Below are 19,799 nucleotides of genomic sequence, written 5' to 3' on the forward strand. Positions count from 1 at the left end.
CCGCTCTTCTGGTTGTGCTCGTCGCCGCCCTCGGGCTGCCGTATCCGCAGAGCACCTACGGCCGCTGGAACCGGCGCTAACCCGATCGGGGCGTTGCCGCACGTTCAGTGGGTGTCGAGCGTGCGCACCCTGCTGTCGCGGGGCGGCGTGTCTTGTGCAGACTCGCACGCTCGCGGAACGAGGTGACGGGCGTGGGGTAGTAATGGTGGGTGGCTCAGCCGTTTCGCAATCCCACCGTCCTCCTCCTGTCCACCTCTGACACCGACCTGATCACCGCACGTGCCAGCGGTGCGCACTACCGGTGGGCCAACCCGTCGCGGCTCGTCGACGGCGAGCTCGAGGACCTGCTGCGCGGCGCCGACGTCGTAGTGGTTCGGATCCTCGGCGGATACCGCGCATGGCAGGACGGCATCGACATGGCGGTGGCCAGCGGCGTGCCGACCGTCGTGGTCAGCGGTGAACAGACGCCCGACGCCGAACTGATGGGCCACTCGACGACGCCCGCGGGCGTCGCCCTGCAGTCGCACGTGTATCTGGCCCAGGGCGGTGTGTCCAACCTGCGCCATCTGCACGCGTTCCTTTGCGACACGCTGCTGATGACCGGTTTTGGCTTCAACCGCCCCGAGAGCACCCCGAACTGGGGCGTGACGCACCGCGACGGCGGCTCTGACGACGGCACCACCGTGGCGGTGCTGTACTACCGCGCCCAGCACCTGGCGGGCAACACCGCTTACGTCGATGCACTGTGTGAGGCGATCGAGGAGGCCGGGGGACGCGCCCTGCCGGTTTTCTGCGCATCGCTGCGCACCGCCGACGCTGAACTGCTCGAACTGCTCGGCACCGCCGACGCGCTCATCACCACCGTGCTCGCCGCGGGTGGCGCGACCCCGGCCTCCGTGTCGGCCGGCGGCACCGACGACAGCTGGGACGTCGCGCATCTGGCCGCCCTGGATGTCCCGATCCTGCAGGGGTTGTGCCTGACGAGCTCCCGGGCGCAGTGGGAGGACAACGACGACGGGCTCTCGCCGCTGGATGTCGCGTCCCAGGTCGCCGTGCCGGAATTCGACGGCCGAATCATCACGGTGCCGTTCTCGTTCAAGGAGATCGACGACGAGGGCCTGATCTCCTACGTGCCCGACCCGGAGCGCTGCGCCCGCGTCGCCGGGCTCGCCGTGCGGCACGCGCGGCTGCGCGCGATCCCGGTGGCCGACAAGCGGATCGCGGTGGTGTTCTCGGCCTACCCGACCAAGCACGCCCGTATCGGCAACGCCGTCGGACTGGACACTCCGGCCAGCGCGGTGAAGCTGCTGCGCGCGATGCGCGAGCACGGTTACCGCATCGACGACGCGCCCGGAGCCGGCGACCTCGGCACGATCATCGCCTCCGGCGATGGTGACGCGCTCATCCACGCGCTGATCGAACGGGGCGGACAGGATCCCGACTGGCTCTCCGAAGGCAAGCTCGAGGGTAACCCGATTCGAGTGTCCGCCAAGGACTATCGCGCCTGGTTCGCCACGCTGCCTGCCCAGTTGGCCGACGCGATCGTCGAGCACTGGGGCCCGCCGCCGGGCGAGTTGTTCGTCGACCGCAGCGCCGATCCCGAGGGCGAGATCGTGATCGCGGCACTGCAGGCAGGCAACGTCGTGCTGATGGTCCAGCCACCGCGCGGCTTCGGCGAGAACCCGGTCGCCATCTACCACGATCCCGACCTGCCGCCCAGTCACCACTACCTGGCGGCCTACCACTGGATCGACACCAAGTTCGGCGCTGATGCGATCGTCCACCTGGGCAAGCACGGCAACCTGGAGTGGTTGCCGGGCAAGACGCTGGGCATGTCGGCGGCGTGCGGCTCCGACGCCGCGCTGGGCGACCTGCCGTTGATCTATCCGTTCCTGGTCAACGATCCGGGGGAGGGCACGCAGGCCAAGCGTCGCGCGCACGCCACCCTCGTCGACCACCTGATCCCGCCGATGGCCCGCGCCGAAACCTATGGCGACATCGCGCGTTTGGAACAACTGCTCGACGAGCACGCCAATGTCTCAGCACTCGACCCCGGCAAGCTGCCCGCGATCCGCCAGCAGATCTGGACGCTGATGCGCGCGGCGAAGATGGACCACGATCTCGGGTTGCAGGAGCGGCCGGAAGAGGACTCGTTTGACGACATGCTGCTGCACGTCGACGGCTGGCTGTGCGAGATCAAAGACGTCCAGATCCGCGACGGGCTGCACATCCTCGGCCAGACGCCCAGCGGTGAGGAGGAACTGGACCTCGTGCTGGCCATCCTGCGGGCCCGACAGTTGTTCGGCGGCGAGCACTCGGTGCCCGGGCTGCGACAGGCGCTCGGTTTGGCAGAGGACGGCAACGACGAGCGCACCGCCGTCGACGCAGCCGAGGCGAGCGCCCGCGAACTCGTTGCGGCGCTGCAGGATTCGGGATGGAATCCCGACGTGGTCGACATGTTGACCGACAACGCCGACGTCGCTGCGGTGCTGCGGTTCGCCGCCACCGAGGTGGTGCCCAGGCTGGCGGGCACGGCCGAGGAGATCGTGCACATCCTGCGGGCGCTCGACGGTCGCTTCATCGCCTCGGGCCCGTCGGGTTCACCTCTGCGCGGGTTGGTCAACGTGCTGCCCACGGGTCGCAACTTCTACTCGGTCGACCCCAAAGCGGTGCCGTCCCGTCTGGCGTGGGAAACCGGTGTGGCGATGGCCGATTCGCTGCTGGAGCGCTACCGAACCGACTACGGCGACTGGCCGCGGTCGGTCGGCCTGTCGGTGTGGGGCACGTCCGCGATGCGTACCGCCGGCGACGACATCGCCGAAGTCCTTGCGTTGCTGGGTGTGCGGCCGGTGTGGGATGAGGCCTCGCGGCGAGTGGTCAATCTCGAACCGATCACGCTCGCCGATCTCGGCAGGCCGCGCATCGACGTCACGGTGCGCATCTCCGGGTTCTTTCGCGACGCGTTCCCGCACGTCGTCACGATGCTCGACGACGCCGTATCGCTCGTCGCGAACCTCGACGAACCCGACGCGGACAACTATGTCCGCGCCCACGCCGAGGCCGACCTGGCCGAACACGGCGACCAACGCCGCGCCACCACAAGGATTTTCGGCTCCAAGCCGGGCACCTACGGGGCGGGCCTGCTGCAGCTGATCGACAGCCGCAACTGGCGCGACGACCGAGATCTCGCCGAGGTCTACACCGCCTGGGGCGGCTTCGCCTACGGCCGCGGGTTGAACGGCTCCGCCGCCAGTGATGACATGAGCCGGCAATACCGTCGAATCGCGGTCGCGGCGAAGAACACCGACACTCGTGAGCACGACATCGCCGACTCCGACGACTATTTCCAGTACCACGGCGGCATGGTGGCCACCGTGCGGGCGCTGACCGGCAAGGACCCGGCCGCCTACATCGGCGACAACACCCGTCCGGACGCCGTGCGGACCCGCACCCTTTCGGAGGAGACCACCCGGGTGTTCCGCGCCCGCGTGGTCAACCCGCGGTGGATCAACGCCATGCGCAGGCACGGCTACAAGGGCGCATTCGAGATGGCCGCCACGGTCGACTACCTGTTCGGCTACGACGCGACCGCCGGGGTGATGGCCGACTGGATGTACGAGCGGCTGTCTGCGGAATACGTCCTCGACGACGAGAACCGCAAGTTCATGGCGGAATCCAATCCGTGGGCGTTGCACGGTATGGCCGAACGGTTGTTGGAGGCGGCGGACCGGGGCATGTGGGCCGCGCCGGAGAAGGCCACCCTCGACGGATTGCGCCGGGTGCTGCTGGAGGCCGAAGGCGATCTCGAGGGCTGATCCGAGCAGAGTCGACGTCGGCACAGTATCTTCGGTGGCGTGCCTGCCACCTTTGCCGATGTCGCGAAGTCCGAATACATCCTGCTCACCACCTTCACCAAGGACGGCAGGCCCAAGCCGACAGCGATCTGGGCGGCGTCCGACGGCGGCGCGCTGGTGGCGATCACGCAGGAAAAGTCGTGGAAGGTCAAGCGGATTCGCTACACCCCGCGGGTGACCATCGCGCCGTGCGACGTGCGCGGCAACCCCAAAGGTGAGCCGGTCGAGGCGGTCGCGACGGTCCTGGACAAATCGGCCAACGGCGCGACCTACGACGCGATCGGCAAGCGCTACGGGCTGCTGGGCAAGACCTTCAACTTCTTCTCCAAGCTGCGCGGCGGAATGAAGAACAACGTGACCATCGAGATCAAGCCCCGGTGACAATGGCGGACTCCTTCGATGACATCGCGAACTCGAAGTACATCCTGCTGACGACGTTCACCAAGGACGGCAGGCCCAAGCCGACACCGATCTGGGGTGCTCCCGACGGCGACAAGCTGCTGGTCATCACCGACGACGGCTCGTGGAAGACCAAGCGCATCGCCAACACCCCACGGGTGACCATCCAGAAGTCCGGCGTGCTGGGCAAGCCGAAGGGCGAACCTGTCGAGGCCGTCGCCCGGGTACTGCCCAAAACGGAAACCCGCCGTGTCTTCGACAGGGTGACCAAGCGTTACTGGTACCACGCGTGGTGGTGGATCCCGCAGGCGCTGTTTCGCGGCGGCATCGACAAGGTGCACATCGGCATCGAAATCGAGCCGGTGGTCAAGCCCGCGGTGTAGCCGTCAGGTGCTCGCCGAAGAATGAGAACACGCGATTCCAGGCGTCGTTGGTGGCGGCCTCGTTGTAGCCGAAGCCGGTGATCCGCAGCAGCGGTTGGGCGGGCAGCTTGTTGGCGAAGCTGTGCCCGGCATCCTGATAGACCTTGATGTCTGCAGGGATGCCTTTGTCTTGCAGAACTTTTCGGAGCTTGTCTGCGGCTCCGATGCCCGCCGGGTCTCGCCGGCCGAAGCTGGCGACGATCGGGCACGCGCCGGTCAGCGTCTTGTCCAACGGGCGGGGCAGCGGCGTGCCGTAGAACGGTGCCGAAGCGCCGAACCCCTTCGGCGACATCACCAAGGCGAACTGTCCGCCCATGCAGAACCCCGCGATCCCCACGGCGCCCGTGCACTGCGGCATCGCGAGCACGTGATCGCGTGCGGCCAACACATCGTCGAGAGCGCGGCCGCGCTTGGTGAGCAACTCGCGAAAGACCCGCGTGATGCAGCGCGCCCGCCCGCCGCGCGAGTACAGATTCGGCGAGATCGCGAGAAAGCCCGCAGCGGCCACTCGCGCCGAGATCGCCTCGTTGTCCGGGCGGTAGCCGATCGCGTCGTGCACCACCACGACCGCAGGCCACGGCCCCTGGCCGTCCGGGACACCGAGCAACGCGTCGATCGGGCCGTCCGGGGTGTCGATCTTGATCGTCGTCACGTGGTCAATCTACGGAACCGAACGGGTCGTCCGGACGTTTACCGCGTATGGCAATTCGGCTGTTCCTGCTCTACGTGGTCATCGAGATCGCGGTCGTGGCGGCCCTGGTGTCGACGATCGGCGTCGGTTGGACGCTGCTGCTGTTGCTCGCGACGTTCGTGGTCGGCTTCGTCCTGGCCGGATCGCAGGTGAGGCGTCATCTCGGCCGGCTGCGAAGGGGTCTTACCCCGGCGAACCTGCACGGAGCCGCCGCCGACAGCGTGCTGGTCGCGCTCGGCACGGTGCTCGTCGTGATCCCGGGTTTGGCCAGTTCGGTGGCCGGTGCGCTGTTGCTGTTGCCGCCGACGCGCGCGGCGGCCCGCCCACTGCTGACCGCGCTCGCTGCGCGCCGGATGCCGCTGATCACCGCTAGTGTCGCGGGCTACGGGGCGGCCAGGACGCGGCGGGACTACATCGACGGCGAGGTTGTCGATGTCGTCGACGTCGAACCGCCCGCGGTGGAGGGCGCGCCCCGCACCGCCTCGCACCGCGCCGACGAGGGGCGTGAGAACCTCCCGTAGGTGACAACCCTTCTGCTCAACGGGCGGGTGTACAGCCCCGCCATGCCCGACGCCACGGCACTCGCCGTCCGCGACGGTGTGATCGCATGGCTGGGCAGCGATGACGTGGGCCGCAATCAATTCCCCGACGCGCAGGTCGTCGACCTCGGCGGCGCATTCGTCGCGCCGGCCTTCGTCGACAGCCACATCCACCTCACCGCCACCGGTCTTGCCCTGTCCGGGCTCGACCTGCGGCCCGCCACCTCGCTGCGGCACTGCTTGCAACTGCTCGGCGACTACGCCCGCGCCCATCCGGACGACTCGATCTGGGCACACGGGTGGGACGAGTCGAACTGGCCCGAGTCCATCCCGCCCGGCACCGACGACGTCGACGCGGTCGTCGGTGACCGGCCGGCCTACCTGGCGCGGGTCGACGTCCACTCGGCCACGGCGTCCACCGCGCTGCGCCGGTTGGCGCCGCGCTTGCCCGAGACCTCCGGCTTCACCCCGCAAGGACCGCTGACCGGCGACGCGCACCATCTGGTCCGCGCCGCCGCACGAGCCCGGCTGACCCCGGCGCAGCGCGCCCACGCGCGATCGGCGGCGCTGAACGCGGCGGCGGCGGCGGGCATCGTCGCCGTGCACGAATGCGCCGGACCGGACATCGGCGGCCTCGACGACTGGGACGAGATCCGCGCCCTCGACCACGGCGTCGAGATCGTCGGGTACTGGGGCGAAGCGGTCACCACGGCCGGTCAGGCGCGCGAGCTGATCGAGCGCACCGGTGCCCGGGGACTGGCGGGCGACCTCTTCGTCGACGGGGCGCTCGGGTCGCGCACGGCCTGGCTGCAGGGGCCGTACGCCGACGCGCCCGACTGCGTGGGCAACACCTATCTGGACCGGGAGGCCATCGCGGCTCACCTGCACGCCTGTACGGAGGCGGGCATCACGGCGGGCTTCCACGTGATCGGCGACGCGGCGGTCGCCGCGGTGGTCGAGGCGTTCGAGTCCGTCGTCGCGACGTTCGGCGCTCCCGCGCTCGCCCGCTGCGGGCACCGGCTCGAGCATCTGGAGATGATCACCGAAGAACAGGCCCGGAGGCTCGGCGCGTGGGGCGTGCTCGCCAGCATGCAGCCGAACTTCGATGAGCTCTGGGGCGGCGAAACCGGTATGTACGCCCAGCGGCTCGGCGCCGACCGCGCCCGATCGTTGAACCCGTTCGCGCTGTTAGCATCTCAAGGCGTGCCACTTGCATTCGGCTCGGACAGCCCGGTCACCGGCATGGACCCGTGGGCGACGGTGCGCGCAGCGGCGCGTCACCGGACGCCGGGCAGTGCGTTGTCGCCGCGGGCGGCGTTCGCGGCGCTCACTCGCGGTGCCTGGCGCGCCGCCGGGGTGCGGGACGGGGTAACCGGCACCCTCGTTCCCGGCGCGCCGGCGTCGTATGCGATTTGGGAGGCCGACGAACTCGAGGTGAGCGCCCCGGCCGACGCGGTGCAGCGCTGGTCAACCGACCAGCGGTCGCGTGTGCCACCGCTGCCGCGGCTCGACGGCCCGTCGCCGCGATGCCGGCAGACGGTCCACCGGGGTGTCGTCCTCCATGGTTGAAAACGATTCCAGGGCAAGACGGTTCGGTCGGGCCGTGGTGGACCGGCTCCCGCAGCTCGGTGTGGCGATCGTTGCGGGCCTGCTGTTGTGCCTGAGCTTCCCGCCGTTCGGCTGGTGGTATCTGGGTTTCGTCGCATTTGCGCTGCTGGCCTGGGTGCTGACCCGCGAAACCACAACGGTGCGTGGCGGTTTCGGGTACGGCTTTTTGTTCGGCGCGGCGTTCTACCTGCCGCTACTGCCGTGGGTCGGTGCGTTCGTCGGCCCGTTACCGTGGATCGGATTGTCGCTCGTGGAGGCGCTGTTTCCCGCGCTGTTCGGCGCCGCCGCGGTAGCAGTGCGCAGGTTGCCTGGCTGGCCGCTGTGGTTCGCCGGGCTGTGGGCGGCACAGGAGTGGCTCAAGTCGACGGTGCCGTTCGGTGGGTTCCCCTGGGGCGTCGTCGCCTACGGCCAGACCGAGAGCCCGCTGCGTTCGATCGCACAACTGGGCGGACCGCCGCTGCTGTCCTTCGCCGTCGTGCTCGTCGGGTTCGCCTTGGCGGCAATGGTTCTCGAGGTGGTGCAGTGGTGGCGGCGGGACACCGGGCGCAACGCAGCGCCGCCCGCCGTGGTGGTGCCGGGCGTGTGCATCAGCGTGGTGCTGTTGGTCACCGCGCTGACGTGGCCGCACGTTCGTCAGTCCGGCGCCGGCGCCGGCGACCACCAGTCGATCACCGTCGCGGTCGTGCAGGGCAACGTGCCGCGACTCGGGTTGGACTTCAACGCCCAGCGGCGCGCCGTGCTCGACAACCACGTGCGCGAGACGATGCGACTGGCCGAGGACGTGCGTGCCGGGCGGGCGCCCCGGCCGCTGTTCGTCGTCTGGCCGGAGAACTCCTCAGACATCGACCCGTTGGCGAACCCCGATGCGCGCGAACTGATCTCCGACGCCGCGGCGGCGATCGACGCGCCGATCCTGGTCGGTGCAGTGGTCGAGGCCCCCGGCGCCACCCGTGAAAATCCCACCTCGACGAACTCGGTGATCGTGTGGAATCCGGGCACCGGGCCCGTTGAGCGTCACGACAAACAGATCGTGCAACCCTTCGGCGAGTATCTGCCGTGGCGCGGTTTCTTCCGCCATTTCTCGGAACATGCGGATCGCGCCGGGTACTTCATTCCGGGCGACGGCACCGGGGTGGTGCACGCCGCTGGTGTGCCGGTGGGGGTGACCACCTGCTGGGAGGTGATCTTCGACCGGGCGCCCCGCGAGGCGGTGCGCAACGGCGCGCAACTGCTCGTGGTGCCCAGCAACAACGCGACCTTCACCGAGTCGATGAGCGAGCAGCAACTCGCGTTCGCCCGCTTACGCGCGATCGAACACGACCGCTACGTCGTGGTGGCGGGAACGACGGGCATCAGCGCGTTCATCGCCCCGGATGGACGGGAACTGGCCCGCACCGCGTTCTACGAACCGGCGTACCTCGACCGCGCGGTGAGGCTGAAAACGCAGCTCACGGCGGCAACCCGATGGGGTCCCCTGGTGGAAGGGCTGCTCATCGCCGTCGGCGTCGGCAGTCTGCTCGCCGCGATGCTGCACAATGGGGGCTTTGTGCGTCGTCGACTGAGCGGCGACAACAAAGGTAGAGGAGCTACATGACGACGGGCCGGGTCCCGGGGGAAAGCCCAAGCCAGCGCACGCTGGTCATCATCCCCACCTACAACGAGCGGGAGAACCTGCCGTTGATCGTCGGTCGCGTTCAGCAGGCGCGCCCAGAAGTCCACGTCCTGATCGTCGACGACGGCAGTCCCGACGGCACCGGCGCGTTGGCCGACGAGCTGGCGCTCGCCGACCCGGACCGCATCCACGTCATGCACCGCACCGCCAAGGGCGGCCTCGGCGCGGCCTATCTGGCCGGGTTCGCGTGGGGATTGAGCCGTGAGTACGCCGTGCTCGTCGAGATGGACGCGGACGGCAGTCATCCGCCCGAGCAGCTGTACCGGTTGCTCGACGCCGTCGACGCCGGCGCCGACCTGGTAATCGGCTCGCGCTACGTGCCCGGGGGCGAGGTGCGCAACTGGCCGCGCCGACGCTTGGTGCTGTCGCGGACCGCCAACGGCTACTCCCGCATCCTGCTCGGCGTGGACATCCACGACATCACCGCCGGCTACCGCGCCTACCGTCGCGAGGTCCTGGAGAAGATCGACCTGAGCGCGGTCGATTCGAAGGGGTACTGCTTCCAGATCGATCTGACCTGGCGCACGATCAACAACGGGTTCGTCGTCGTCGAGGTGCCGATCACCTTCACCGAACGTGAATTCGGTCAGTCCAAGATGAGCGGGTCCAACATCCGCGAAGCCCTGTTCAAGGTGGCGGAGTGGGGCATCCGCGGCCGCTTCAACCGCGCCCGCGGGGTCGGCGTCACACGCTGAGCGCTTAGCCTCGCCGGCGGGCCTTGATGATGTCGAGGCGCTCTTTGAGAAGCTCCTCGAGCTCCTCGACCGACCGGCGCTCGAGCAGCATGTCCCAGTGCGTGCGCGGCGGCTTGGTCTTCTTCGGCTCGGGGGCGTCACCCTCGATGAGGGTGCCCTCCATGCCGTTGCGGCACAGCCAGGTGTGGGGAATCTCGGCGTCGTCGGCGAACGGGACGTCGAACTCCTCACCGTTGTCGGTGCGGTAGCGCGCGACCTGACGCGGCGCCAAGTCGTGGTTGCGGTCGGTCTCGTAGCTCACGGCTCCGAGGCGACTTCCCCTCAAGACACGATCAGCCATCGTCAAACACTCCTCGATCAGCGCGTAAAGATTCGGTCAAACAACGCAGCAACACGCTGTGAAGTTCCCGACTCGACCGTCCATGCTACCGGGAATCGCCGGAGCCGCGGTTTACAGTCACGGCCGTGGCACCCGGGATCAAGAAGCGTCTACGCCCCCAATCATGTCGCTGGTGCGGCCGTGTGGTCGACGACGTGGGGCTGGGCAGGCGCCGACAGTACTGCAGGCAGTCCTGCCGGCAACGCGCGTACGAGCAGCGCAGCCTGATCAAGGGCACCTCGCTGGCCCCCGATGCGGTCGTCCTCAGCCCCGAGGAGGCCGCCGAGCTCTCCGACCGGGTCTACCAGGTCAGATGCGCCGCCGAAGACGTTGCGACGGCGATCGAGGAAGGCGCCGACACCGGCGAATTGCGGGAACTGTGCGACGCGCTGATGCAGGCTGCGAAGGCCGCCGACGGTTGGCGATGACGCACCGGCCTCCCCGGTAGTCCACTGCGCCCTCGGACTGCAGGCTCGCTGGCTTGTCGCTACGATGAGCAGCAAACAAAAGGGGAAAGCAAGAAGTGAAACACCTCACCGTCGCCGGAGGACTCGTAGCCGCAGCGCTCGTCACCGCAGCGCCGGCACCCGCCGACACCGGCGAAGTCAGTTGCTCACCGTGCGCACACACAACCGGCGGCAACAGCTACACCGGGCAACTCGTCGAGGGCTGGACCGAAGCCCCCGGCAAGATGGTCCAGGGCTGGGCGGAGGCGCCCGGCAAACTGGTTCAGGGTTGGGCGGAGGCGCCCGGCAAACTGGTTCAGGGCTGGGCGGAGGCGCCCGGAAAGCTCGTTCAGGGCTGGTCGGAAATCCCGAGCAAGTTGGGGCCGCAGAGTTGGGCGGGCAACACCGATGACGCGGGCACCGACGAAGGCGGCGAAGCAGGGTCGGAAGAATGACCCGCTACCGGATGGCGACACGGGTCAGCAGCTGAACTTCTCGCCCGTCTGCGGCGGCGCGGTGACCGGCTGCAGGCACCCGAACGGTTCGATGCCGGCGTCGCTGAACTTCACCGCCGACCGGTTCGCGTAATTGACGCAGAACAGCCCGACGGAATCGGCGCGGCAGCGGTAGTCGCCGAACGCCAAGGTCTGGCCGTACGGCAGCTCGGGACCGTCACCGACGGTGAACCGGCCGGGATCGCCGTGCACGGACCCGACTGTCAGGTTGCTGCCGTCGTAGTCGACCCAGCCGCCTTTCCACTCGCCGTAGGCGTTCGCCGGGCGCGGCGGCGGGTCGAGCAGGTCCACCAGACAGGCCAGGGCGCCGTCGCTGTAGTCGGCGTCGGTCATGCAGCTGGTCTTGCCGGACGGCGTCGTGAACGCGACGTCGTCGCCGAGCTGTGTGGTCTGGCCGTCGCGGGTGGCCGTGTGGTAGCGCGCGTCATCAGCGGGCTCGCCCGCCTCGATCCAGGCGATCACGGCGTTGAGCGGCGCGCCCGGTGCGGGCGGGGCGACGGGTTTGGTGGTGCTCGGCGTGGTCGTGGTGGCAGAGGGCGAACTCGCCGAGGGGTCCGGCGGAATCGGCTCGATTCGTTCGGCCTGCCCGCCGGTTGTCGAGGAACATCCTGCTACCAGCACACACGCGATCAGCACAGCCATTCGCATACGGCCAGGCTAACGGTCCGACACGCAATCCATGACCAGGCGCGGCGGAAGACGATTGCTACCGTCGGGTGATGCACGAACACACCGTCCGCGCAACGATCTCCTCCGGCACGGTCGAGGGTTTCACCCGCGACGGGGTGAACCGGTGGCGAGCCATTCCCTATGCCCGCCCACCGGTGGGTCCGCTGCGACTGCGCGCGCCCCAACCGGTGCAGCCATGGCGCGGTGTGCGGTACTGCCACGGCTACGGCAACTGCGCGCCGCAGCAACGCATGTACACGATGCTGGCGCCCGGCAAGTACCAGCCGATGAGCGAGGACTGCCTGACGCTCAACGTGGTGAGCCCGAAGAAGCGATCGGAGTCGGCGCTGCCGGTGATGGTCTTCATCCACGGTGGCGGTTACTTCATGGGCAGTTCGGCCACGCCGATCTACGACGGTGCGGCGTTGGCACGCAATGGTTGTGTCTATGTCTCGGTCAACTACCGGTTGGGTGCGCTCGGGTGCCTGGACCTGTCGTCGTTGTCGAACAAGGACGTCACGTTCGACGACAACCTGTACCTGCGCGACCTGGTGATGGCGCTGACCTGGGTCCGCGACAACATCGCGGTGTTCGGCGGCGACCCCGACAAGGTGACGATCTTCGGTGAGAGCGCCGGTGCGCATGCCGTGGCGACATTGCTCGCCGTACCCGCGGCCAAAGGTCTGTTCGCCCAGGCGATTTCGGAGAGTCCGGCGGCGGGAATGGTCCGCACCCCGGAGGTGGCGGCCCAGTACGCGACGAGGTTCGCGGCGCTGCTCGGGGCGGGGGAGCACGACGGCGCCGACACGGTGATGGCGGCCCGCCCGGCCGCCCTGGTGAACGCGTTCGAACGGCTCGTCAAACAGGGGCAGCGCGAGATGCTCGGCGCCTTCGCCGCGGGGCCCACCAGTGGAACCGACTATCTGCCGCTGGATCCGATCGAGGCGATGCGCAGCGGCAAGGCGCACCGGGTGCCGCTCATCGTCGGAACGAACGCCGAGGAGGCGCGGCTGTTCGGCCGCTTCCTCAAGCTGCTGCCGATGTCGGAGCCGATGATCGAGCGGCTGCTCGCCGAAACCGAACCCGAAGAGCGCGAACGGATCACGGCGGCGTATCCGGGGTATCCGGATCAGACCGCCTGCATCCAATTCGGCAGCGACTTCGCGTTCGGCTCGGCCGCGTGGCAGATCGCCGAGGCGCACAGCCGCCATGCCCCGACCTACCTGTACCGCTACGACTACGCGCCGCGCCCGTTGCGTTGGTCGGGGCTGGGTGCCACGCACGCCACCGAACTGCTGGCCGTCTTCGACGTGTACCGCACGAAGTTCGGTCGACTGCTCACCGCGGTCGGCGATCGCCGCACCGCGCTGCGCGTCAGCAATGACGTGCAGCACCGTTGGCGCGAGTTCGCCCGCACGGGTGTACCCGGTGCCGACTGGCCCGCCTACACCACCGCCGACCGTGCTGTGCGAGTGTTTGATCAGCGTCCACGCATTGAGTACGACCCCCATGCCGCTCGCAGGGAGGCGTGGGAAGGCTTCTCGCTGGCCGCGCGATAAGAGGCCACCCGGCCCATGTCACACGGAGGTGACCAGTGCCCACGACCGACGTCGTCGAGCGACCCGCAGACTTGACCGCCGACTGGCTGACATCGTCGCTTGGCGCACCGGTTGCGGAGTTCTCCTACGAGCGCATCGGCACGGGCCAGATGAGCGAGTGCTACCGCGTCGCGCTGACGTATACGGACGGCGACGACGGGCCGGCGTCGGTTGTGCTCAAGGTCGCCGCCAGCGACCCGGTCAGCAGGCAGACCGGGTTGGCCCTCGGCCTCTACGAACGCGAGGTGCGGTTCTACACCGACATCGCGCCACGCATCGGCGGACCGGTCGCACCCTGCTTCTCGTCCGCCTTCAACGCCGACACCGGCGCGTTCCATCTCTTGCTCGGCGACGCGGGGCCCGCGATCGTCGGCGACGAAATCCGCGGCGCATCAGCCGAACAGGCCATGCTGGCGCTGGCCGAACTCGGCCGGTTGCACGGCCCGCTGCTGGGCGACGCGGCGGCGGCCAGCGCCGACTGGCTCAACCGTGACGCACCGGTCGACCAGGCGCTGATCTCTGGGCTGTACGCCGGGTTCGCCGAGCGCTACGCCGACAAGATCACGCCCGAGCACCGCCTGGTGTGCGAACGGTTGGTCGGCAGCTTCGACGGGTATCTGGGCGCGGAGGCTGCGGCCGACCGCGTCAGAGGACTCGTGCACGGCGACTACCGCCTCGACAACATGCTGTTCGGTCAACCCGGCGCCGACCGACCGCTCACCGTCGTGGACTGGCAGACCGTCACATGGGGTCCAGCGATGACGGACGTCGCCTACTTCTTGGGTTGCGCGCTACCCGTCGAGGTGCGTCGCGAGCACTACGACGCGCTGCTCGGCGCCTACCACCGGGCGCTCGGACCGGACGCGCCGATCAGCCTCGACGACGTCCGCGACGGCGTGCGCAGGCAGAGTTTCTTCGGGGTGATGATGGCGATCATCTCCTCGATGCTGGTCGAGCGGACCGACCGCGGCGACGAGATGTTCATGACCATGCTGACGCGCCACTGCGAGCACGTTCTCGACGTCAACGCGCTCAGCGTGTTGCCCGAACCGGTTGTCCCAGAACCGCTTTGCCCATCGGTAGACGATGAAGGCGAACATCCCGCCGGGGATGAGCCGCTATGGAACGAAAGTTGGTACTACGACTTCGTCGACCCGCAACAGGAGGTTGGGGGATGGGTGCGGCTCGGGCTGTACCCGAACCTGAAGACGTCGTGGGTCAACGGATTGGTGTGCGGTCCCGGTATCCCGACCTACGCGCTGCTCGACTTCGAGGACACCGGCGCCATCGAACTGGTACTCACGGCCACCGAACCGCTGAAGACCTACCGCGTCACCATGCGCGGACGCGGTCAGGCGTACGACGATCCGGCCGCACTGCTGCGTGACGAGCCGGGCAGACCGGTCGAGGTGTCGATGGAATTGGAGTGGACGACCGCGGGCACACCGTATCTGTACCGGATGACCCCGCGCTACGAGATCCCGTGCACGGTGTCTGGCGCCGTTCGGGTCGACGGCCGCGAGTTCACGTTCACCGACGTGCCCGGGCAGCGCGACCATTCTTGGGGGGTCCGCGACTGGTGGGCGATGGACTGGGTGTGGAGCGCGTTGCACCTCGACGACGGCACCCATCTGCACGGCGTCGACATCCGCATTCCCGGCGCGCCGCCGATCGGAATCGGCTATGTGCAAGCGCCCGACGAGCCGTTGGTTGAACTGCAAACCGTCACGGCGCGAGAGACGTTCGGCGACAACGGTTTACCGCTGCAGACAACGCTCACTCTCGCTCCCGGTGACGTCACCGCGACGGTGGAGGTCCGCGGCCACGCACCCGTTCTGCTGACTTCGCCCGACGGCCGCATCAGCCACTTCCCGCGCGCATGGGCCACGGTGACGACGGCCGACGGCCGTACGGGCGTGGGCTGGCTGGAGTGGAACCGCAACCAACCGTAGGCATGCCAGCTCCCGCGCGAGCCCACTTTCATTGCGCGAGCGTGCGTGTTTGCACACGACACGCCGCGAAAATCCAGCGCTTCGTGCACGCTCGCGAGGCGACGAGCGTGCGTTACCGCGGCGCGTACATGATCATGCCCACGCCGACGAGGCAGATCAGTGCACCCGCAACGTCCCATCGGTCGGGCCGGAAGCCGTCGGCGACCATGCCCCAGGCGAGCGAACCGGCGATGAAGACCCCGCCGTAGGCCGCCAACACGCGGCCGAAGTGGGCGTCGGGTTGAAACGCGGCGACGAAACCGTAAGCGCCGAGCGCCATCACACCCGCGCCGATCCACCACCAGCCGCGGTGCTCGCGCACGCCTTGCCACACCAGCCATGCTCCGCCGATCTCGAGCACTGCGGCGAGGGCGAACAGCACTACCGATTTGAGCACTATCACGACACTCAGCGTGCCGTGATAGTGCGCAAAATGTCGTCAGAGCGCGGCGTGTCGTGTGCAAACACGCACGCTCGCGACGCAGAGGGGGCGGGGCAGAGGTACCCCGCGACGACTACGCGAGGTGGGCGCTGTCGTCGTCGAGGTCGTCGCGGCTGAGACCCATCGGCGTCGCGACGGGCAGGTCGCCGCCCGCGATCACCTTGCGGGTGATCGGGGTCAAGGCGCGAAACAGCGCCTCGACCTCGTCATCGTCCAAGGCGTCGAGTGCGGGCAGAGCAAGTGTGTCGGTGCAGTCTTCGATCCGCTGCTTGAGGTCCCGACCGGCGTCGGTGAGGCCGCCGCCGCGGAGGAGCCCGCGGCTCGCAAGCCGGTCCTCGTAGAACCGCCACTGCTCGTCGTCGTAGTCGCGGCTGCGCATGATCATCTCCCTTGGCACCCGGCCAGCCGCGGCGTGCAGGACATTGCTCTCGCGCCCCGATATCCCATGGGCGAGGAGCACCGCGACGTGGCCGTCGCCGCGCTGTTCCCGCAGCAGGGTGGTCGCGTGCCACAGCTTGGCCAACGGCTCGTCCGGCCACGGCAGCGCCGCATTGGCGGCGAACAAGGGGCGACCGTCCACCGAGGCGTTGCGGGCAACCTCGGCCGCCAGATCCGCCGCGACGGTCACGTCGTCGCCGTCGCCCACGCCGTACCGCTTCAGCGCCGCTACCGCGGATTCCAGCCGAGCGCGCAGCGCGTCGGCCGGCGCAGCGACATCCCATGCCGCGGGCAAGGCTTTGGCGACGCGGTGCGGCGCGAAGTTGTAGAACGCGGCCGTCACCACTTCGGCGGGCACCACCCCTAACGGTGCCGACCGGGCCGCGAAGTAGCCCATCCAGAAGCTCTTGTAGCCAAGGCCGTCGAGCGCTGAGCGAGCCTCGGGAGCGAAATAGGTGATGGCGTGCACGGGTTCGAGTCGCTCGAAGAATCGGCGCGCCAGTGTTGGTTGCCTGTCCACGTCGGAAGTTAACCATGAGCCTCCCGGACGGGTTGCCGGGGACCGCGCACAAAACTCGAACACCGGGAACGACTCCTGAAGACGGCGCCAACATGCGGCTCGCGGTCTAGCTCGGCTCTGAAAACTCCTCAGATACAGCCGAACTCGCCTCGTCGATGATTGCCCGCATCGCCTTCTCGGCGGCTACTTCGTCGCGCATCCTGATCGCTCGTGCGACCTCGTCATGCAGATCGATGGCGGCCGGGTTCGGTGTCTCGGGCATCATGCCATGATGCGTTCGTCCGGTGAGCACCTCGGCGACCACGCCGTCCAGTGCACGGAACATCTCGTTTCCGCTGGCATCCAGCAAAGTGCGATGGAACAGCTTGTCGGCCTCCAGATAGGCGTCGAGGTCACCGGCCCGCCCGTGCACCACCATGTCCGAAACGGCGGCTGCCATGGCGCGGCACTGATCTGGATCGGCCCTGCGCGCGGCCAACGCCGCAGCGGCGGGTTCGAAGCCGCGGCGCAGCTCTGAAAGCGAAACCAGTTGGGCGGCGCGGTCACCGGCATCCAACCGCCACCGAATCAGCCGGGGGTCGAATACGTTCCACTTGTCGGCGGGCTGAATCGTGATGCCGACCCTGCGCCGCGATTCCACCATGCCCATCGACTCGAGCACGCGGATCACCTCGCGCGCGACGCTGCGCGACAGCCCGTGCCGCGCGCTCACGCCGTCGAGGGTCAGCACCGCACCGGCGGGGTACTCACCCGAGACGATCGCCGTCCCCAGCGCAGTGAGTAGACCGCCGTGCAACGCGCCGACGATTGGTTCAGGCATCACGTATACATCTTTTCATAGCTTTTCCCGCATGCTTAAAGACATATCTTTGTGTGATGGTATTGCAATAGTATGCCTTTTAAGGCAAGCTGTGTGACGCCAAACACAACTAGGTAGGTGGATCAATGGCCTCACCGATCGTCGTCATGGGCGTCTCGGGCTCGGGGAAATCGACCGTCGGCGCTGCGCTGGCGCAGCGCCTGCGCGTTCCGTTCGCCGACGCGGACGACTTCCATCCGCCGGCGAACGTCGCGAAGATGACCGCCGGTGAACCGCTGAACGACGACGACCGCTATCCGTGGCTGGAAGCGATCGGTGAGTGGCTGGCCGAGCGGTGCGCCACCGGCGGGGTGATGAGCTGTTCGGCGCTCAAGCGCAAGTATCGCGATCAGCTACGGCGTCACTGTCCCGACATCGAAATGCTGCATCTCGCTGGAACACCGGAGGTCATCGGCAGGCGTCAGGCCAGCCGACCCGGTCACTTCATGCCCGCCTCACTGCTGGCCTCGCAATTCGACACGCTCGAACCACTGGAACCCGATGAGCGCGGCGTGGACATCGATGTCGACCAGAGCATCGATGCCATCATCGAAAGTTACATCGCCTCAACTGATACGCGCGGAACCGAGGAGAACCGATGAACGTGACACTCGCCGTGCTGGCGGCCGACACCGAGTTGCCTGAGCCCGTCGCGTCGGGGTGGCAGCTGATCGCCGCGGCGTTGGTCGGTATCGCGCTCATCGTCGTGCTCATCACGGTCGCGAAGCTCCATCCCTTCCTCGCGTTGATCTTCGGCGCGTTGGCCGTCGGTGTGGTCGCCGGTGTGAACATCGGTGACGTGCTCGACTCCTTCGGCGACGGTTTCGGCACCACCGCTGCCGGCGTCGGCATCCTGATCGCGCTGGGGGCGATGTTCGCCAAGCTGCTCGCCGACTCCGGAGGCGCCGACGAGATCGTCGACACGATCGTGGGACGCGCCTCCCCGAGGGCGCTTCCGTGGGCGATGGCGTTGGTAGGCGCGATCATCGGCTTACCGATGTTCTTCGAGATTGGCGTGGTTCTGCTGATGCCGGTCATCTATCTGGTCGCCAAGCGGTCCGGCCTCTCGCTGATAACCATCGGGATACCTGCGCTGGCGGGCCTTTCCGCGATGCACGGGTTGGTGCCCCCGCATCCAGGCCCGTTGACCGCAATCGACCTGTTGGACGCTGACCTCGGCATTACGCTGGCTTTGGGTGTGGCCGTTGCGATTCCGACCGTCATCGTCGCGGGGCCGCTATTCGGCAAGCTCGCAGGCCGCTGGGTCGTCATCGACATTCCAGACCGGTTCGAGGCCGACGACATCGGTGGCAGCGGTGGTGGCGGCGCGCAAACCGCACAGGTCGAAGGCGGCGTTGCGACGCAGACGGCGACCCGTATCCGGCCGAAATTCGGTATCACGTTGTTCTCAGTACTGCTGCCGGTAGGTCTGATGATGGGCAAGGCGCTCGCCGACATCTTCATCGACGACGAGAGCAATGTGCTGCGACAGGCTTTCGACATTCTGGGCCGCCCTCTGATGGCGCTGCTGATCGCGGTCATCGTCGGAATCTTCACCCTCGGCCGGGGCGCCGCGATGACCCGCGCTCAGATCACCAAGTGCATCGAATCGTCGCTGCCGCCGGTCGCAGGCATCATCCTCATCGTCGCGGCGGGTGGCGGCTTCAAGCAGGTGCTGGTCGACACCGGTATCGGCACCCAATTGGCCGAGTGGGCCAAGGGCGCCAACGTCTCGGTGATCCTGCTGGCTTGGGTGCTGGCCGTGTTGATCCGATTGGCAACGGGTTCGGCGACGGTCGCCACGATCACCGCATCTTCTTTGATGCTCGGCCTGGTCGAGGGCATGAGCACCGGCGAGGTGTCGTTGGTGGTGCTCGCCGTAGGCGCGGGTTCGCTGTTCTTCTCACACGTCAACGACGCGGGCTTCTGGCTGATCAAGGAGTTCTTCGGCATGACGGTGGGGCAGACCATCAAGTCCTGGTCGATCATGGAGACCGTGCTGTCGGTGACCGGCCTGGTACTGGTGCTGATACTCGGGCTGCTCATCTGACGTCCCGAGTCG

General features: G+C 68.0%; 19 protein-coding genes. 13 read left to right on the forward strand and 6 right to left on the reverse strand.

What is annotated here, in order from left to right:
* The first annotated feature begins 209 nt into the window (after positions 1-209).
* The 3 genes from cobN to G6N18_RS02755 are packed head-to-tail and all read left to right on the forward strand — an operon-like array spanning position 210 to position 4,636.
* The gene (gene cobN, locus G6N18_RS02745) at positions 210-3,815 is read left to right on the forward strand and encodes a cobaltochelatase subunit CobN (protein ID WP_083000570.1); all 3,606 of its coding nucleotides are present in this window, start codon (positions 210-212) and stop codon (positions 3,813-3,815) included.
* A gap of 39 nt (positions 3,816-3,854) precedes the next feature.
* Entirely contained in the window at positions 3,855-4,235 is a 381-nt protein-coding gene (locus tag G6N18_RS02750) for a PPOX class F420-dependent oxidoreductase (RefSeq protein ID WP_083000568.1), read from the forward strand.
* Between the two features lie 2 nt (positions 4,236-4,237).
* Complete coding sequence (locus tag G6N18_RS02755; RefSeq protein WP_083000566.1) at positions 4,238-4,636, forward strand: PPOX class F420-dependent oxidoreductase; 399 nt, start codon at positions 4,238-4,240, stop codon at positions 4,634-4,636.
* On the opposite strand, the gene G6N18_RS02760 is transcribed toward G6N18_RS02755, so the two are convergent.
* Positions 4,620-5,327, reverse strand: a complete 708-nt coding sequence (locus G6N18_RS02760; RefSeq protein WP_083000565.1) for a dienelactone hydrolase family protein — start codon at positions 5,325-5,327, stop codon at positions 4,620-4,622. The two genes, G6N18_RS02755 and G6N18_RS02760, sit on opposite strands and share 17 nt — an antisense overlap.
* Positions 5,328-5,374: 47 nt before the next feature.
* Here G6N18_RS02760 and G6N18_RS02765 point away from each other — a divergent pair, with 47 nt between their 5' ends.
* Genes G6N18_RS02765 through G6N18_RS02780 form a run of 4 tightly spaced genes read left to right on the forward strand, consistent with a single transcriptional unit; the run spans position 5,375 to position 9,880 of the window.
* Positions 5,375-5,887: an FxsA family protein gene (locus G6N18_RS02765; protein ID WP_083000563.1), complete on the forward strand. Its 513-nt coding sequence runs from the start codon at positions 5,375-5,377 to the stop codon at positions 5,885-5,887.
* Positions 5,888-7,474 carry an amidohydrolase gene (locus G6N18_RS02770; protein WP_067222915.1) on the forward strand — a complete coding sequence of 529 codons (1,587 nt, stop codon included), beginning with the start codon at positions 5,888-5,890 and terminating at the stop codon, positions 7,472-7,474.
* Positions 7,467-9,107, forward strand: coding sequence for an apolipoprotein N-acyltransferase (lnt, locus tag G6N18_RS02775; RefSeq protein ID WP_067222920.1), 1,641 nt, complete (start codon positions 7,467-7,469; stop codon positions 9,105-9,107). The genes G6N18_RS02770 and lnt overlap by 8 nt, the downstream gene beginning before the upstream one ends.
* Positions 9,104-9,880 carry a polyprenol monophosphomannose synthase gene (locus G6N18_RS02780; RefSeq protein WP_067222923.1) on the forward strand — a complete coding sequence of 259 codons (777 nt, stop codon included), beginning with the start codon at positions 9,104-9,106 and terminating at the stop codon, positions 9,878-9,880. The genes lnt and G6N18_RS02780 overlap by 4 nt, the downstream gene beginning before the upstream one ends.
* Before the next feature lie 4 nt (positions 9,881-9,884).
* Here the strand turns inward: G6N18_RS02780 and rbpA are convergent, their stop codons facing one another.
* Positions 9,885-10,220, reverse strand: a complete 336-nt coding sequence (gene rbpA, locus G6N18_RS02785; protein ID WP_059102195.1) for an RNA polymerase-binding protein RbpA — start codon at positions 10,218-10,220, stop codon at positions 9,885-9,887.
* 137 nt (positions 10,221-10,357) lie between these two features.
* On the opposite strand from rbpA, the gene G6N18_RS02790 reads away from it, so the two are divergent.
* Both G6N18_RS02790 and G6N18_RS02795 read left to right on the forward strand, forming a co-directional pair.
* Positions 10,358-10,687, forward strand: coding sequence for a hypothetical protein (locus tag G6N18_RS02790; protein WP_082949374.1), 330 nt, complete (start codon positions 10,358-10,360; stop codon positions 10,685-10,687).
* 95 nt (positions 10,688-10,782) lie between these two features.
* Positions 10,783-11,160 (forward strand): hypothetical protein, encoded by a 378-nt coding sequence (locus tag G6N18_RS02795; protein WP_083000561.1) that lies wholly within the window; start codon positions 10,783-10,785, stop codon positions 11,158-11,160.
* A gap of 24 nt (positions 11,161-11,184) precedes the next feature.
* Here the strand turns inward: G6N18_RS02795 and G6N18_RS02800 are convergent, their stop codons facing one another.
* A complete protein-coding gene (locus G6N18_RS02800; protein ID WP_067222933.1) occupies positions 11,185-11,868 on the reverse strand; it encodes a hypothetical protein in 684 nt (227 codons plus the stop codon).
* Positions 11,869-11,939: 71 nt separating this feature from the next.
* On the opposite strand from G6N18_RS02800, the gene G6N18_RS02805 reads away from it, so the two are divergent.
* A complete protein-coding gene (locus G6N18_RS02805; protein ID WP_067222936.1) occupies positions 11,940-13,448 on the forward strand; it encodes a carboxylesterase/lipase family protein in 1,509 nt (502 codons plus the stop codon).
* A 35-nt stretch (positions 13,449-13,483) separates the two neighbouring features.
* Positions 13,484-15,439, forward strand: a complete 1,956-nt coding sequence (locus tag G6N18_RS02810; protein ID WP_083000560.1) for a DUF7064 domain-containing protein — start codon at positions 13,484-13,486, stop codon at positions 15,437-15,439.
* Positions 15,440-15,551: 112 nt separating this feature from the next.
* On the opposite strand, the gene G6N18_RS02815 is transcribed toward G6N18_RS02810, so the two are convergent.
* From G6N18_RS02815 to G6N18_RS02825, 3 genes are all read right to left on the reverse strand, one after another.
* The gene (locus tag G6N18_RS02815) at positions 15,552-15,878 is read right to left on the reverse strand and encodes a YnfA family protein (protein WP_059162743.1); all 327 of its coding nucleotides are present in this window, start codon (positions 15,876-15,878) and stop codon (positions 15,552-15,554) included.
* Between the two features lie 115 nt (positions 15,879-15,993).
* Entirely contained in the window at positions 15,994-16,878 is an 885-nt protein-coding gene (locus tag G6N18_RS02820; protein WP_067222943.1) for an SCO6745 family protein, read from the reverse strand.
* Between the two features lie 106 nt (positions 16,879-16,984).
* Positions 16,985-17,698 (reverse strand): FadR/GntR family transcriptional regulator, encoded by a 714-nt coding sequence (locus G6N18_RS02825; protein ID WP_109749385.1) that lies wholly within the window; start codon positions 17,696-17,698, stop codon positions 16,985-16,987.
* Between the two features lie 125 nt (positions 17,699-17,823).
* Between G6N18_RS02825 and G6N18_RS02830 the strand changes: the two genes are divergently transcribed.
* On the forward strand, positions 17,824-18,339 hold the full coding sequence (locus G6N18_RS02830) for a gluconokinase (RefSeq protein WP_083000556.1): 516 nt from the start codon (positions 17,824-17,826) through the stop codon (positions 18,337-18,339).
* On the forward strand, positions 18,336-19,787 hold the full coding sequence (locus tag G6N18_RS02835) for a GntP family permease (protein ID WP_083000554.1): 1,452 nt from the start codon (positions 18,336-18,338) through the stop codon (positions 19,785-19,787). The genes G6N18_RS02830 and G6N18_RS02835 overlap by 4 nt, the downstream gene beginning before the upstream one ends.
* Positions 19,788-19,799 lie beyond the last annotated feature (12 nt).

It is taken from the genome of Mycolicibacterium celeriflavum, assembly GCF_010731795.1.
GTDB classification, from domain to species: Bacteria; Actinomycetota; Actinomycetes; order Mycobacteriales; family Mycobacteriaceae; genus Mycobacterium; species Mycobacterium celeriflavum.